This window comes from Mycobacterium sp. DL99 (assembly GCF_004762045.1).
In the GTDB taxonomy this organism is placed as follows: Bacteria; Actinomycetota; Actinomycetes; order Mycobacteriales; family Mycobacteriaceae; genus Mycobacterium.
Genome location: NZ_SJOM01000007.1, coordinates 5,196,077 through 5,212,659 on the forward strand (window position 1 = coordinate 5,196,077; position 16,583 = coordinate 5,212,659).

9 protein-coding genes are annotated in these 16,583 nt (G+C 67.8%); 8 read left to right on the plus strand and 1 reads right to left on the minus strand.

The genetic code is table 11. The features are described 5' to 3' along the window. Positions 1 to 3,639: a transcription-repair coupling factor gene (gene mfd, locus EYZ64_RS25355; RefSeq protein WP_135457808.1), complete on the minus strand. Its 3,639-nt coding sequence runs from the start codon at positions 3,637 to 3,639 to the stop codon at positions 1 to 3. Positions 3,640 to 3,706: 67 nt separating this feature from the next. Between mfd and EYZ64_RS25360 the strand changes: the two genes are divergently transcribed. From EYZ64_RS25360 to EYZ64_RS25395, 8 genes are all read left to right on the plus strand, one after another. After that, a complete protein-coding gene (locus tag EYZ64_RS25360) occupies positions 3,707 to 4,276 on the plus strand; it encodes a hypothetical protein (RefSeq protein ID WP_135457810.1) in 570 nt (189 codons plus the stop codon). 86 nt (positions 4,277 to 4,362) lie between these two features. Further along, on the plus strand, positions 4,363 to 5,934 hold the full coding sequence (locus tag EYZ64_RS25365) for an alpha/beta hydrolase (RefSeq protein ID WP_135457812.1): 1,572 nt from the start codon (positions 4,363 to 4,365) through the stop codon (positions 5,932 to 5,934). 56 nt (positions 5,935 to 5,990) lie between these two features. Further along, positions 5,991 to 6,509 (plus strand): LppA family lipoprotein, encoded by a 519-nt coding sequence (locus EYZ64_RS25370; protein WP_286175124.1) that lies wholly within the window; start codon positions 5,991 to 5,993, stop codon positions 6,507 to 6,509. A 121-nt stretch (positions 6,510 to 6,630) separates the two neighbouring features. Then, positions 6,631 to 10,200 carry a DUF4132 domain-containing protein gene (locus tag EYZ64_RS25375; protein WP_135457817.1) on the plus strand — a complete coding sequence of 1,190 codons (3,570 nt, stop codon included), beginning with the start codon at positions 6,631 to 6,633 and terminating at the stop codon, positions 10,198 to 10,200. Further along, positions 10,193 to 11,269 carry an ATP-binding protein gene (locus EYZ64_RS25380; RefSeq protein ID WP_135457819.1) on the plus strand — a complete coding sequence of 359 codons (1,077 nt, stop codon included), beginning with the start codon at positions 10,193 to 10,195 and terminating at the stop codon, positions 11,267 to 11,269. Before EYZ64_RS25375 ends, EYZ64_RS25380 begins: the two co-directional genes overlap by 8 nt. Positions 11,270 to 11,304: 35 nt before the next feature. Further along, positions 11,305 to 13,569 (plus strand): DUF5682 family protein, encoded by a 2,265-nt coding sequence (locus tag EYZ64_RS25385; protein WP_210115574.1) that lies wholly within the window; start codon positions 11,305 to 11,307, stop codon positions 13,567 to 13,569. Next, a complete protein-coding gene (locus tag EYZ64_RS25390) occupies positions 13,566 to 14,687 on the plus strand; it encodes a VWA domain-containing protein (RefSeq protein ID WP_286175125.1) in 1,122 nt (373 codons plus the stop codon). Before EYZ64_RS25385 ends, EYZ64_RS25390 begins: the two co-directional genes overlap by 4 nt. Next, complete coding sequence (locus tag EYZ64_RS25395) at positions 14,684 to 16,582, plus strand: YehQ family protein (RefSeq protein ID WP_135457823.1); 1,899 nt, start codon at positions 14,684 to 14,686, stop codon at positions 16,580 to 16,582. The genes EYZ64_RS25390 and EYZ64_RS25395 overlap by 4 nt, the downstream gene beginning before the upstream one ends. The last annotated feature ends 1 nt before the right edge of the window (position 16,583 follow it).

Genomic DNA, 16,583 nt, shown 5'->3' on the forward strand with positions numbered 1-16,583 from the left:
TCATACCTCCCCAGTTACCTGCGAGAACTTCGTTATATCAACATCCGACTGGCCTTTGCCATGAAGAACCAGCACCAGACCGGCAACCATTTGGACAATGTCGAGGTCGCGGATCCGCGGCGAGCCGATTCCGTCGCTCTCGCGTGGGATCGGCACCTGCACCACCGAGGTGGTGGCCCGGTAGTGCGCACCCGGGTACATCCGCTTGAGTCGCAACTGCGCGGAGTCGGGAAGCACGAGCGGCGACAGGCGGATCGTCGACGCCGACATCGCACCGATCTCGGTGATGCCGTACTCCCGGCACAACAGCCGCAGCCGCGCCACCGCAACCAGGCGCTGCGCAGGCTCGGGCAACGGGCCGTATCGGTCGACGAGCTCGTCCACGACGGCCCGGACAGCGTCCTCATCCGAAGCCGCGGCCAGCCGTCGGTAGCCCTCCAGCCGCAGCCGGTCACTGCCGATGTACTCCGGGGGCAGGTGTGCGTCGACCGGCAGGTCGACCCGCACTTCCTTCGGCTCCTCCGCTGTGGCAACGGTTTTCCCGTCGGCAGCGGCTCGATACGCCTCGACAGCCTCGCCCACCAGCCGCACGTACAGATCGAATCCCACACCGGCCACGTGGCCGGACTGCTCGGCGCCAAGCACGTTGCCCGCACCGCGGATCTCCAGATCCTTCATGGCCACGGCCATGCCGGCACCCAACTCGTTGTTCTGCGCGATCGTGGCGAGCCGGTCGTAGGCGGTCTCGGTCAGTGGTGAATTGGGCGGATAGAGCATGTAGGCGTATCCGCGTTCGCGGCTGCGGCCCACCCGGCCGCGCAGCTGATGAAGCTGTGACAACCCGAAGGTGTCGGCCCGCTCGACGATCAGCGTGTTGGCGTTCGAGATGTCCAGGCCGGTCTCGACGATCGTGGTGCAGACCAGGATGTCGTACTCCCGGTTCCAGAAGCCCTCGACGGTCTTCTCCAGCGTCTCCTCGTTCATCTGCCCATGCGCGACGACGACCCTGGCTTCGGGCACCATTTGACGAATCCGCGCCGCAGCCTGGTCGATCGTGCGCACCCGGTTGTGGATGTAGAACACCTGCCCGTCACGCAGCAGCTCACGACGCAACGCCGCGGCCACCTGCTTGTCGTCATGCGGACCGACGTACGTCAGCACCGGATAACGCTCCTCGGGTGGGGTCAGGATCGTCGACATCTCGCGGATGCCGGCCAGGCTCATCTCCAGGGTGCGCGGGATCGGGGTGGCGCTCATCGTGAGCACGTCGACATGCGTACGCATCGATTTGATGTGCTCTTTGTGCTCGACGCCGAACCGCTGTTCCTCGTCAACGATGATGAGACCCAGGTCTTTCCAGGTCACACCGGTCTGCAACAGCCGGTGTGTGCCGATCACGACGTCGACCGAACCGTCCTTCATGCCCTCCATCGTGGTCCGCGACTCCGCCGGATCGGTGAACCGCGACAACCCCTTGACCGTCACCGGGAAACCGGCCATCCGGTTGGTGAAGGTCTGCAGGTGCTGATCGGCCAGCAGCGTCGTCGGCACCAACACCGCCACCTGCTTACCATCCTGCACGGCCTTGAACGCCGCTCGCACCGCGATCTCGGTCTTGCCGTAACCCACGTCGCCGCAGATCACCCGGTCCATCGGAACCGGCTTCTCCATATCGGATTTGACCTCGGTGATCGCGGTCAGCTGGTCTATGGTCTCGGTGAAGCCGAACGCGTCCTCCATCTCGTTCTGCCATGGAGTGTCTGGGCCGAACGCATGCCCGGGCGCCGACTGCCGCTTGGCGTACAGCGCGACCAGTTCACTGGCGATCTCACGAACAGCCTTGCGCGCCTTGGTTTTCGTGTTGGCCCAGTCGCTTCCGCCGAGCTTGGACAGCGACGGCGCCTCACCGCCGACGTACCGCGACAGCTGATCGAGTGAATCCATCGGCACGTACAGCCGGTCCGATCCACCACCGCGTTTGGACGACGCGTACTCCAGCACCAGGTATTCGCGGCGGGCTCCGCCGACCACCCGCTCGGTCATCTCGACGAACTTGCCGATGCCGTGCTGATCATGCACCACCAGATCCCCGGCGGACAGCGCCAGCGGATCGACGACGTTACGCCGTTTGGCCGCAAGCCTTTTACCCTCCGACGCCGTCACCCGGTTACCGGTCAGATCGGTCTCGGTGATGACCACGAGGTTGACCCCGGGCAGGATCACACCGTCGTGCAGCGGTCCCTTGAGCACCCCGACCACGCCGGCCTTGGGTGCCGCACCCGGCTCGAGCATCGCCGCCGCAATGTCGGATTCGCCGAGCTGCTCGACGACGCGGTGTGCGGTACCGGCGCCCGGGGTGACCACCGCGGCGTACCCGCCGGTGGCGACGTGGGCGCGCAACATGGCGAAGATCTCGTCGAGACTCTGCTGACTGCGCGCCGACGGCGACGGCCGCAGGTCGAGTTCGATGGCCTTGCCGTCGGGCAGCTGGCTCAACGTCCACCACGGGTGCCCACCGGCGACGGAGTCTTCACGCGCCTGGTCGAACGGGACGAATCCCGACGCGCCCAGTGCCTCGATGTCGATGGGCGCATCCCCGCCGACCGCGGCCGTCGACCACGATGCCTCGAGGAACTCCTGCCCGGTCTTGATCAGGTCGGCCGCCCGGGTCCGCACCTTCTCCGGGTCGCACAGCAGGACCGGGGCCCCGTCGGGCAGGTGATGCGTCAACGTCGTGGGCTGCACCGGATGCAGCAGCGGCAGCAGCGCCTCCATGCCGTCGACCGGGATGCCCTCGGCGAGTTTGGCCAGCATGTCGGGCACGCTTCCCGTCACGCTGTTCTCGTGGGTGGGGTGCTCGGCGGATAGGACCGCGGCACGCTCGCGCACATCAGCGGTCATCAGCAGTTCGCGGCACGGCACGGCGACCACGTTCTGCACCGGGATCTCGGGAATCGAGCGCTGGTCGGCGATCGAGAACATCCGTATCTCGGATATCTCGTCGCCCCAGAACTCGACGCGCACCGGGTGCTCAGCGGTGGGCGGGAACAGATCGAGAATGCCGCCGCGCACGGCGAACTCCCCGCGTTTGCCGACCATGTCGACGCGGGTGTAGGCCAGGTTGACCAGCCGGGTGATGACCGCCTCGAACTCCGCTTCGGCACCGACGGTGAGGGTGACGGGCTCGGTGCCCACGACGTCGGGGGCCATCGGTTGCAGCAGTGAACGGGTCGTGGTGACCACCACACGCAGCGGCGAGCCCAGTGTCGTGTCCTCGGGATGGGCCAGCCGACGCAGCAGCAACAACCGGGCACCGACGGTCTCGACACCCGGGGACAACCGCTCGTGCGGCAGCGTCTCCCAGGACGGGAACAGGGCGACAGCGTCGCCGAACACGCCGCGCAACTCGGCGGTCAGATCGTCGGCTTCCCGGCCGGTGGCGGCGACCACCAGCAACGGGCCCTGCTGGGCCAGCCCGGCCGCCACCAGCACGCGGGCACTGGCCGGCCCGACGAGTGCGAGATCGGCGGGCCGGTCGGCGGCGCGGTGAAGGACGTCCTGCAGGGACGGATCGGTTAATGCCAGCTCGACGAGACCCGCAATCGGGGTCTGAACATGGTTGTGCCCCGGTGCGGTCATGATGGGGCCATTCTACGGGCCCGGGATTTCGGCTCCGCCCCGATCGGTCCCGGGCGATCATGGAGCGATGAAGCGTTTCGCGGCAGCGCTCGTTGTGGTCCTGACGGCGGTGTTCGCGGTGATCTGGCTCACCAGCCGGCACACGTCGGACTCCCAGCACGAGTCGGTGCCGACGCATCTCGGGCCGGACGGCATACCTGACTTCGCCGCCTACCCCGCCGTCGACGCGGCGCAGTACGTCCTGCGCGAGGGCCAAGGATTTCCGGTGCAGGGGTTCCGCACGCCCGAGGGCTTCGTCTGCATGACCACCCAGCACCGGGCGATGTACGCGCTGGACTGCCGCGGGCCGTTCGTCGGCGCCCCCAACGACGCCAACCTCGCGCACCTGTTCAGCTACGGCACCACCAACGGCGCGATTCCGATGAGTTTCTCCCACACCGAAGAGCCGCTCAGCCCGGTCGACGGCATCACCGAGGAGGAGGCGCCGATGCTGCCCGCGGGCCAACGCTTCGATCTGGGCAACGCCGTGTGCATCCACACCGACGACATCCTGTTGGCCTGCCGGATGGCCGACCCGCAGAAGGGCAACGGGTTCATCGCCACCACCACTGACACGAGGTCCTTCGGTAGGACCTGATTTTGGCGCGTCGAACCCCGTCCGGATGCTGCTAGCGTTCTGACAGCAGATCTTCAGACAGGAGCAGTGATGGGCGGAGCCCGCCGATGACCGTCACGATCTCCACCGTCACCGCCAGCAATCCGACCGCATTGTCTGATGCCGCAAGCCAATTGCAGGGCAAGATCGATCAGTTGGACGGGCTGATCAACACCCAGCGGAACACTCTGACTGATCTGGCCGGCGGGTGGAAAGGCACCGCTGCTGATGCGGCAATCGCCCGCGGCAACAAGAACCTGGACGATCAGACCCGCCTCCGGACCCGCCTGCAGAACACCCAGACCGCGTTGCGGGTGGGCGGCGCCAACCTCACGCCGCTGCGCACCGAGATCCTCAACGTCGCCAAACAAGCGGTGAGCCTGGGCGCCACTGTCGCCGACAACGGCACCGTCACGGGCGCCGGAAAGCTCATGACACCCAAGCTGGCCGCGGCGTACACCGCCACACTGAAAGCCCTTCTCCAGCAATTCGATTCCGTCGACGCAGCGACGGCCAACGCCCTCAAAACTGGTTCCTCAAACGATGGCCCGCAGGCAAGCAACATATTGGGCGACCCGCCGGCATCGCCGTTCAAGCGCGATCTCGACACCCTGAAGCCACCCGACGGTGCCACCGATACCGAGGTGAACCAGTGGTGGGACTCGTTGAGCGAAGAGGAGCAGAACCGCATCATCGTCGAGCGGCCAGATTGGGTCGGAAATCTCGACGGGGTGCCCGGTACCGTGCGCGACTCGGCCAACCGCAACCGGCTCGCCAAGTTGCGCAACGACACCAACCTGACCTCCGAGGAGAAGGGCACCATCGCCGCGATCGACGACGCCCTGTCCAAGAACGACCGGCAGCTTCTTGTCCTCGATTTCGACGGCGAGCACCCGAAGGTCGCGGTCGCGACCGGCAACGTCGACACCGCCGACCATGTCAGCGTCTATGTGCCGGGAACCGGCTCGGTGACCTACGACAAGCCCAACGAGGGCAATGACCTGCCGACGTACATCGAGCAGTCCGAATGGCTGAAGAGCGAGACCGAGCGGGTGCTCGACAAGGCGGGCAAGGGCAACGAGACCGTGGCCACCGTGGCCTGGCTGGGCTACGAGCCGCCGTCCAATCTGGCCCAGGCCGGCAGCGCCCACTACGCCGACGACAACGCGCCCAAACTCGCGTCGTTCATCAACGGGCTCGACAGCTCCCGCGACACCGACCCGCATCTCACCGTCCTCGGCCACTCCTACGGTTCGACCCTGGCCAGTGAGGCCCTGCAGCGCGGCACGGCCGCCGACGACGCCGTGTTCATGGGGTCGCCCGGATTGGAGACCAATCCGTGGCAGTTCTTCGGCCAGACCACACCGTCGGATCTGCACCTCACAGAGGGCCACGTGTTCGTCGAACATGCCAAGAACGACGTCGTCGCCGACCTGGGCCGATTCGGTTCCTCGATCCCGTCGAGCCTGCCCGGTTTCATCGACTTGTCCACGAACGCCGAGACCACCGCGCTGGGCTCCCGCAACGAGTCGACGGGCCACAGCAAGTACTCGTTCGTCGACACCACAGCGCTCTACAACCAGGCCGTCGTCGTGGCAGGGTTGGGACAGGACAAGAACTTTGTGAAGGTGGAGGATTGATGTGGCGTCTGGTGATCACTTTGCTGCTGGCCTTCACGTTGACAGGCTGCGGTCCGATGTTTGAGTCCGAGTACAAAGGTCCCGCCGAAGGCGATTACGGCTTCGGCACCCCTGAGGAACTCGGCACCCTGCTGGCCCGCCGTGATGCCGAAGAGGTCCTCGCCGACCGCGACAAGATGATCACCGAGATCACCACCGAGCTATCGCGGATTGTGCCGGGTTCGCGATGGCTGCCCCATCGCGAAGAGCGCAGCACCAACTGCGGCGAGTTCGGATCCACCGACGGCGAACGCTACTTCGGCCAGAACTTCGTCTCCGAGGTCCCGGTGCCTGCCACGTTGTGGGGGCAGGCGTCGCAGGCCGTCATCGACATCGCCGCCAGGCACGGCTACACCAACGTGACCGGACGAACCGAGAACCCCGTCGGCGACGAGTCGACTGATCTCACCATCACCGACAGCGAGGACGGCAGATTGTCGTTCGGCTCGCAGACCAACGCGGTCCTGCAGGTGGTGACCGGCTGCTACCTCACCGCCGAGAACAAGCGCAAGGCACGCGAAGCCGCACCCAAGTAGCGATATGCACGCTCGACGAAACCCGTAGCGGGGCCGAAAATCTCCGCGATTGGACCCGCCCGAGCAGCCTTACGATGTTTAACTCCCGGTGGCGAACAGCGCCGCGGATGAGGGGAATTCAGTGGAGTCAAAGAGCACCGCGTCACAGGACATCCCGCCCTGGTTGGCAGACGGCGATCCCGTACACCTCGACGACGCATTCATCGACACAGCGCTCCCCACCCGCGCCCACCCACCGAGCAGCCTTCGGGAACCCGACTGGCAGGCCGCGGCAAACGTGGTCGCTGAATGCCGAGAAGCGATCGACCTGGATCAGACCGATCCGACGATCCGCGACACGGTGATCTCGGCCATGGACCGGCAGCCGAACGAGCACACGCGGGCTGAGAACGCTGTGCTGCTGGCCGCGAGTCGCTACAGCGGCCTGCTCTATGTGATCGCGGCCAAGAACGGACTTCTTGAGGCGGTCGATACCCTGATCGAATCGCTGCGCATCAGCCGCATCCAGACCTGGGACAGTTCCACTAGAAGTCATCGCTTCCACCTGCTCAACCAGCCCAGCGACCGAAGCTACACACATGACCCGCTAGACCCTCATTTCGAGGTGCTACGTCGGTTGGCCTGCCTGGCCTCCGACGAGGAATACGCGCAGGTCGTCGCCGCTGTACGGGCGGCCGCGGTGCACATGGAACCCGTGCGCCGGGCCGCCTTTGCCCTGGCTCTGCCCGATACCCCGGACCTCAGCGACGAGCTGATCGCCGAGTTCGCCGACTCCGACTCGGAGTGGCTGCCCTGGCTGCCCTGGCTGCAGGCCACCGCGGCCGACGCGAAGCTGATCGACCGGGCCCGGCCACGAAAGCGACCCGAATACGGGGCCTTCGAGTACACCCCGCGGTACCTCAACGCCCTGGTGGTCAACCATGGCTCGGCGGCGCTGAGCACTTTGGTCCCGCACGCGTCCGTCGAAGCGGCGGGCGACGCACTGGCGCGGATCGGGTTGCCCGAGGCCATCCGGGCGCTGGCCGGTGTTGCCAGCGCCAGCAAATCCAATCAGCTACGGCTGCGCACCGCCATCGACCGCTGGCCTGCGGCCGCCGTCGCTGGGCTTGCCCAGGCAGTCGGCGACGGTGGTCGCGACGCCGCCACGTCCCGGATGTTGCTCGGCGGTCTGGTGGCTGAACATCGCGAGCTGGCGGAAGCGGTGCGCCCTTGGTTGACGGGCAACGCTGCCGGTGCCTTCGACAGCGTCACCGAGCAGATCAGTGGCCACCACGACGAGGCCACGCCCGACGAGCTGCCGCAGGTGCTGGCCGACCCGCCGTGGTTGCGGCCCAAGCGGAAGCAGGTTCTGGTCGAGGGCCTGGAGCCGCTGCCGCTGGCCCCGGTAGCGCGCTGGCGCGACGGTCAACGTGAGAACTGGTCTCGATCTAGGAGTTCCAACGCGGCTCGGGCCGCACACGCTCCGGATGCCGGTAGCCCGGGCCAAGGTCGGTTACGGGGCCTGTTTCAGAAGCTGAACACTCGCGATCGGGTTGACGTCACCACCGCTGAAGTGGCCGAGGCGGTGAAAGCGATCTGCTACACCGGCTACTACGCGAAGCCGGCCGACGATGTCCTGCCCGAGCTGCAGCAGAACGTCGCTGTGGCACTGCGTACCGGCGACGTCACCGCAACCGTCACGGCCTTCCAGGAATGGGCCACGGCGTACGGAGCGCTCCCGGGATGGAGATCGGTGGTCATTGAGGGCCGCAAGCTGTGCGGCAGCGGCCGCGAAGCGAAGATACTCGACCGCATCTCCCCCGGGTTCGGGCTGCGACTGTGGAATGCGCTGGTCGGCACCACGGATTCCGACTACGAAGTGCTATTTGTGCTCGCCCATGAGGGTGTCGATGCACTGCCCGGGTTGGTAACCCTGGTCCGCCGTCGTCCCTCCGAACACCTTTCCACGGCAATCGTTTTCGGCGCGGTCGAGCTTGCCCCCTTGGCCGCGCGCGCCTTCCGTCTCTCGAAAACCCTGCGCGGCGAGGCCGACACCTGGTTGCGCACCCACCCCGAACACGCTGCCGCCGGGCTGATCCCCGCGGCCATCGGCAAACCGGGCGAGGCCAGGGACAATGCCGCAACAGCCTTGCGAGCCATGGCTGTCCAAGGCCACCGCGAGCTGATCCTGTCCACCGCGGCGGCGTACCACCGCGACGACGTGACCGCAGCGGTAACGGCCATGCTCGACGAGGACCCCACCGACCTGTACCCGACCAAGCGCAGCAAATTGCCGGCCTATTGGGCGCCGGCAGCGTGGCGTAGACCAAAGCTGCACTCCGGCAAGCCATTACCGCTGAACGCTGTCGACCACCTCGGCACCATGCTGGCCTTCCCCACCGGGGACGGCGTCTACGCCGGGATCGGCCATGTCGTCGACGCCTGCACCGCGGACTCACTGGCCGACTTCGGCTGGGACCTGTTCTCGGCGTGGCTGGCTGCGGGTGCACCCAGCAAGGACAGCTGGGCCATGACCAGCCTGGGGTTGTTCGGCAACGACGACACCGCGCGACGGTTCACGCCGTTTGTGCGGGCCTGGCCCGGCGAATCTCAGCACAAGCGAGCCGTCGTCGGCCTGGACGTGCTGGCCGGGATCGGTTCCGATGTCGCGCTGATGATGCTCAACGGCATCGCGAGCAAGGTCAAATTCAAGGCGTTGCAGGAACGGGCCCGGGAGAAGATCACTCAGATCGCCGACGACCGGGGCCTGACGACCGCCGAACTGGAAGATCGCCTGGCGCCCGACCTGGGGCTGGAACCGGACGGCACCATGCTGCTGGATTTCGGTCCGCGACAGTTCCGGGTCGGCTTCGACGAAGCCCTCAAACCGTTTGTGCGCGACAGCGATGGGGCCCGGCTCAAGGAGCTTGCCAAGGCGCGTCGTGACGACGACGCCGAGTTGGCCACCGCCGCCACGGCCCGGTGGAGGGCACTCAAGAAGGACGCCCGCACCGTTGCGGGGCAGCAGGTGCTGCGCCTCGAGTTGGCGATGTGTGCGCGCCGCCGCTGGAGCGTGCCGGTGTACGAGCAGTTCCTGGCCGGCCATCCGTTGGTGCGGCACCTGGTGCAGCGGCTGGTGTGGGCCACCTACACCGACGCCGGAATCGACCGGTGCTTCCGCGTCGCCGAAGACGGTCAGTACACCGACGCCGACGACGAGCCGATCACGCTGGCCGACGATGCCGTCATCGGACTGCCGCACGCACTGGAGCTTCCCGAGGCCGACGCCGGCGGTTTCGGTCAGCTGTTCACCGATTACGAACTGCTGCAGCCCTTTACCCAGCTCGGCCGGGACACCTACCGACTCACCGAGGCCGAGAAGTCCAGCACCGAACTCACCCGGTGGAGCAATATCGTCGTCCCCACCGGAAAGATCCTCGGCCTGACCAATCGCGGCTGGGAACGCGGTATGCCACAGGACGCCGGCGTGATCCACGAAATGGAGAAGCCGCTGCCGGGTGGCTGGAGAGCGGTCGCCGGGCTCTCCGAAGGCCTTGCCGTCGGGGCCCTCGATTACTTCCCCGAACAGAGCATCGACGGCGTCGTTGTCGGTACTCCCGGGAAGTGGACCGTCGACGCGAAGCCCTTCGGCAAGCTCGACGAGATCACCGCGAGTGAACTGATCCGTGACCTGGAGGGCCTACGTGGCTGACCAGAACCTGCAGCGCGCCCCCGCCGAGATCGATTACGCCGAAGAGCTGGCAAGGCTGACCGCAGACACTTCCGAACCCCGGCCGCCCGGGTGGAGCATGGGACTGCGGTCTGCCCGCGCTTTCGTGCTGGGCGAGCGGGCCCGTGGCATCACCGCCAAGGTCGTCGTGCCGGTCGCCGCGGTCGAACGCATGCTCGTCACCCTGGCCACCGGGCGCGGCCTGATGCTGGTCGGCGCGCCGGGCACGGCCAAGTCGCTGCTGTCCGAGTTGCTGGCCACCGCGATCAGCGGGTGTTCTACGTTGACCATCCAGGGCGGGGCGTCGGTCACCGAGGACCAGATCAAGTACTCGTGGAACTACGCGTTGCTGATCAACGAGGGTCCGAGCCTCAACGCTCTTGTCCCTGCCCCGCTGTACACCGGTATGCGAGACGGCAAGGTGGTGCGGTTCGAGGAGATCACCCGCACTCCGCTGGAAGTGCAGGACAGTCTGCTGAGCATGCTCAGCGACCGCGTCATGGCGGTGCCGGAGCTCGCGGGCGAACACGGCATGCTCTATGCCCGCGAAGGTTTCAACATCATCGGTACGGCCAACACCAAGGACCGCGGCGTCAACGAGATGAGCGCGGCGCTCAAACGCCGGTTCGACTTCGAAACCGTGTTTCCCATCCTCGATTTCGATGTCGAGCTGGACCTGGTGGCCCGCGCGTCGCAGACGCTGCTGGAACGTAGCGGCGTCCCGGTGACGGTGCCCGAGCCCGTCCTCGAACTGCTGGTGCGCACGTTCCGTGACCTGCGCGACGACGGGGGCAGTGCGATGGACCGGCTGAGCGCGGTGATGTCGACCGCCGAGGCCGTCAACGTCGCGCATGCCGTCGGGGTCAGAGCCTGGTATCTGGGCCAACGCCAGGGCAGTCCAGCCGATCTGGCCGAGAGCATCGGCGGCACCGTGGTGAAAGACGACGCCGACGACCGGGCGAAGCTGCGGCGCTACTTCGAACAGAAGGTCGCCGAACGCCGAGGGCGGCATTGGCGGGAGTTCTACGCCGCGCGCGACCTGCTGCCGTGACCATGGCAGCCCTTGATGAGCCCAGAATTGTTGGAGTGCGCCATCATTCGCCGGCATGCGCCCGCATGGTGGTCGCCGAGATCGAGCGGCTGCGCCCGGCACACGTGCTCATCGAGGGACCATGCGATTTCAACGGCAGGATCGATGAACTCGACGCCGCGCACCGGCTGCCGATCGCGATCTACAGCTACCTGTCCGCGCCAGGAGTGCATCGCGGCTCATGGTCGCCGCTGGCCGAACACTCACCGGAGTGGCAGGCGCTACGGGCGGGCCGCCGCGTCGGCGCGCAGGTCCGGTTCATCGACCTACCCGCGTGGCACGACGCCTTCGCCGAATTCACCAACCGGTACGCCGACGACCCCGACGAAGCGTCCGAACACCGCGCCGCGGACTACACTGCGGCGGTAGCCCGCGAACTCGGCATCGACAGTCGAGATGCGTTGTGGGACCACCTGTTCGAATCCGAAGAAGATCCCGCGGTGGTGGCGCAGCGGTTGTCGGTGTGGTTCACGGGCCTGCGCGGCGACGATCCCGGATCGACGGGCAATGCCGCCCGCGAAGACCTGATGGCCCGCTGGATCGCGTGGGCCGTCCGCCGGAATGAGGGTCCGGTTCTCGTGGTGTGCGGCGGCTATCACGCACCCGCACTGGCCCAGCTGTGGCCTCGACTACCGGAATCCGAGACACCGCCGGCAGTTCCCGTCCCCGAAGCGGATTCCCGGCACGGCTCGTATCTGGTGCCGTTCAGCTTCCACCAACTCGATGCGTTCACCGGGTACGCGTCGGGCATGCCGTCGCCCTCCTATTACCAGTGGGCCTGGGAGAACGGTGTCGCGGCCGCAGGGCGACAGCTCTTGCACCGTACGCGAGACCGCTTGCGGAACAAGAAGTTACCGGTGTCGACCGCGTCCCTGCAGAACGTGTACACGCACGCGCACGGGTTGGCCCGGCTGCGTGGGCACCAGGTTCCGCTGCGCTGTGACTGGCTGGACTCGGTCGCGGCCTGCTGGGTCACCGAGGCGCTCGTGGTGCCGTTGCCGTGGAGCTACCCCGGCCCGCTGGCGCCCGGCACGGATCCGGTGCTGGTCGAGGTGATGGACGTGCTCTCGGGCGAGGCGGTCGGTGCCCTCGCGGCGGGTACGCCGCAGCCGCCGCTGGTGGCGGCGGTTGCCGCCGAACTTGCCGCCCACGACCTGCCCGGGACAGGTGAAGTCACCCTGGACCTGTTGTCCGACAACGACCGTCGGCGCAGCCGGGTGCTGCACCGCCTGGCGCTGCTGGACATCCCGGGAACCCAGCGCCGTGCAGGACCACGATGGGCCCTCGACGCCGGCCGCGAACCCACCGAGCAGTGGCACCTCGGCGATCCGCCCAGCCGCTTGGCCGCACTCATCGAAGCCGGCGCGTGGGGGGCCACCCTGCTCGACGCTGCCCGCAACAAATGGGGCTCCATGATCAGCGGCCCCGACATCGGCGTCGCCGAACTCGCCGCTGCGGTAGACGCTGCCGCCGCGGCCGGGCTGGGCTCGGTACAGGCCGATGTGATCGGCCGACTCCGCGAGACGGTGGCCGCCGAGACCGATCTCGGGGCACTGGGCGCGGCGCTGCGGGTGCTGCTGCCGTTGGCCCGCAATCCGCAATTGCTCGGTCTCGACGACGTGCCCGGATGTCTCGACGCCGTCGAGGCGATCGCCGACCGTGCGGTGTGGCTGTTGGAGCCGCCTGCTGCCGTGGCCCCCGCACAGATCGACGGTCATCTCCGGTTGATGATCGGTTTACGAGATCTGGTGCGCGCGCAGCTGTTCGCCTCCATGGACGATCGGATCGTGGCGGTGCTGCACCGCAAGGCGGCGTCGCACCGGTCGGATCCGGCGAGCCGGGGCGCGGCGCTCGGTGCCGTGATCAGCCTCGGTTCAGCGGCCGACGCCGATCCGCTGGCCGTGCTGGACTCGGTATCGGTGGCCCGGCTCGGCGATGCGCTGGCGGGATTGCTCGCGCTGGCCCGCGAGGAGTTGATCTCCGATGCCGGCTTCGTGGCCGGACTCGACAGGCTGATCGGCGGATTGCACGGCGACGATTTCGTCGGCGCCCTCCCCGCCCTACGCGCCGCGTTCGCGTGGTTGCCGCCGCGGGAACGCGGCGACGTGGCCGACGCGGTGCTGGAGCTTCACGGCGCGGCCAACGTGTCGCGGCGCGTGCTGCTACGCCGTCTCGACGCGGATCCACAGGCCGTGGCCGCGGCCGCTGCCGACGAACGCCGCGCCGTCGACCGGCTGCGGTCCTGGGGGGTGTGGCCGTGATCGACGTCCCAGAACCCTTGCAGCGGTGGCGATTACTCCTGGGAGCGGCCGCCGACGGCGCGCTCGGTTCTGCCACCGGAGAGCTCGGCGCGGCCGATGCCGCACTGGAGTGGCTCTACGGCCGCGATCCGGACCGCGCCGAACGGGGTGAACGGTCCGGCGGTCAGGGAGACTCGACGCTGAGCGTGCCGGACTGGATCGACGCCGTGCACACGCTGTTTCCGCAGGAGGTGATCGAACGGGTCGAACGCGATGCGGTCGAGCGGTTCGGCATCACCGAGGTGGTGACGCGACTGGACGTGCTGGAACGCATCGAACCCTCCGAGTCGCTGCTGCGGGCCGTCATGCAGACCAAGCACCTGATGAATCCGGAGGTGCTGGCGGCGGCGCGGCGACTGATCGCCGAAGTGGTGCGTCGGCTCCTGGCCGAATTGGACACTGAGGTGCGCCGGGCGTTCACCGGCAGCCTGGACCGTCGCCGGCGCTCACCCGTCCCGATCGCCCGCAACTTCGATTTCCGCGGCACCGTCAAAGCCAACCTGGACCGCTGGGACCCGCAGCGGCAGCGGCTCTATCTGCAGCGGCCGCTGTTCTCCAGCCGCACGCAGCGGCACACCGAACGGTGGCGGATCGTGCTGCTGGTGGATCAGAGCGGGTCCATGGTGGATTCGGTGATCCACTCGGCGGTGCTCGCCAGTTGCCTGTGGCAACTACCCGGTATGGACACCAGCCTGGCGGCGTTCGACACCCAGGTGGTGGACCTGACCGACGAGCTGGTCGACCCTGTCGAGCTGTTGATGAAAGTCCAGTTGGGCGGCGGCACCGACATCGCCGCAGCCGTGGGTTGGGCAGCCGGACGGATCAGTAGCCCGCATCGTTCGGTCGTGGTGGTCATCTCCGACTTCTACGAAGGCGGTTCGGCACATTTGCTGGTCCGTCGGGTGCGCGAGTTGGTGGCCGGCGGGACGAAGGTGCTGGGACTGGCCGCGCTCGACCGCCACGCCAACCCGGCCTACAACCACGAGCTGGCCGGGGAACTGGTGGCGGCCGGTGCGGAGGTGGCCGCCATGACACCGGGTGAGTTGGCCGTTTGGCTCGCCGAGAAAGTTCGCGAATGAGCGCCCGGGCCGATCTGCTCGACCTGACCACCGACGCGCTTACCGCGTTGGCCAACCCCGGCTTCGTCAAACGCGCACGGAAGGATCTCGACGCGGGCCGCGGGCCCATCCTCGATATCGGCGACGACGGCGCGGTCACCGCACGCTTCGACGACGGCGTCGTCACCACGCTGCCGGTGGGGACGGCCGTCCGCGATGCCACGTGCAGTTGTCCGGCCAGCGGCTGGTGCCGGCACCGCGTGATGCTGGTACTGGCCTACCAGGACGGGCACCACGACGACCCGGAGGAGACCAAAAGCCATTGGAGCCCAGCAGAATTCACTGATGAAAGCCTGACGCAGGCACTGGCTCCGGCGACGCTGGCCGCGGCGCGGCGGATGGCACGCGGCACGGTGCGCCTGTCGGCACCGGACGGTATTCCGACCGCCCGCCTGCCGCTGAACACCGTGCAGTTCTTCTCGCCGTCCGCGCTGGCCCATGCCCGTTGCGACTGCCGCGACGTCAGCGGCTGCGCCCACCAGGCCGTGGCAGTGTGGGCGTTTCGAGCGGCCGGCGATGCCGGCTCGACGATGGCCCGCGAAATGGTGGTCTCCCTCGGTAGCGACACGGACCGCCGACCCGAAGTCGACGGGTTCGCCGCCGACCTCGATGCGCTGATCGTTTCGCTGTGGTCGGACGGGACCTCGTCCGAGGACGCCGGTCTCGACGCCCGGCTGGGCGCCCTGAACGAACAGGCACGTCGCGCCGGGTGGAGCTGGGTGGCCGCCGACCTGGAGGAACTGAGCAGGCAACGCGAGGCCCTGCACCAGCGTCGTACCGACGCAGATCCGGAGGCGCTGCTCACCCTGGTGGCCGAGGCCCCGGCCCGGCTGCGCGCCGCCACGGCCGCCGGCGAACTGGATGCACCGCAACGCACCGCCGGGGAGATTCTCGGCGTCGGGGTGCCCGGCGAAACCGAGCTGGCCCACCTGCGGCTGATCTCGCTGGGCGCCGAGACATGGCGCGACGAACACGGCGTCGGCGCCCGGGTCTATCTCGCCGATCCCGACACCGGCTCGGTGTCAGTGCTGGAACGCCGTTGGTCGGGCCTGCAACCGGCCGCCGAACGCCGGATCCTGGGCACGAGACTGCAGCGGGTGGCGCAAGGGCAGGTGGTCACGACGGGCGCGCGACGCCGAGCTTTGGGCCTCATCGAGATCAGCGCCGAGCGGGGCCGCACCTCGCTGCACGATCTGAGCCCCGCCGCCTGGGATGCCGGGACACTGCCGCACGGTATCGGCCACGAATCGTGGCCCACGTTCGTGTGCCCCCGCCGGCTCGGCGACGGCATCCGGGTGCTGACCGTGGATGCGGTGCACGACTGGGGCTTTGACGCTGCGGCACAACAGTTGGTGGCTGACGTGACCGGACCGGATGGCGACACCCGCTTGGTGCTGGGGCATTCAGCTGCGGCGCCGGGCGCGGTCGACGCACTCGCCGATGTCCTGGAAGCCGGGAACCTGCACCGCGTCAGCGTCCGGGTACACCGGCGTGCCGGACGGCTGATATGCGAACCGTTGGCGGTGTTGACGCAAGACCTTGCCCTGGTGCTCGCGACCGAGGCGGCCTCTGGCCGTGAGCTCCCGCCGGCCCCTCCCGACGCACCGGCCGGGCCACTCGAACGTGCCCGCCTCGAACTCGCCGGCTGGTTGCGCCGCGGGTTGCGTCATCAGAGTCGGGCAGCGCGAGAGCGGTTGGCCGGCCTCGCGGAAGGGCTCAGCGCCGCCGGAATGACAATCGCCGGGACCGAATTGGCAACAGCCGCTGCCGCTATCGGTGAGGACGCAGATGGTGCGGTTCGCTCGCTGCAACGAGTCGTACTGCTACTCAGTGAAATATCGGCGCCTGCAGATTGAA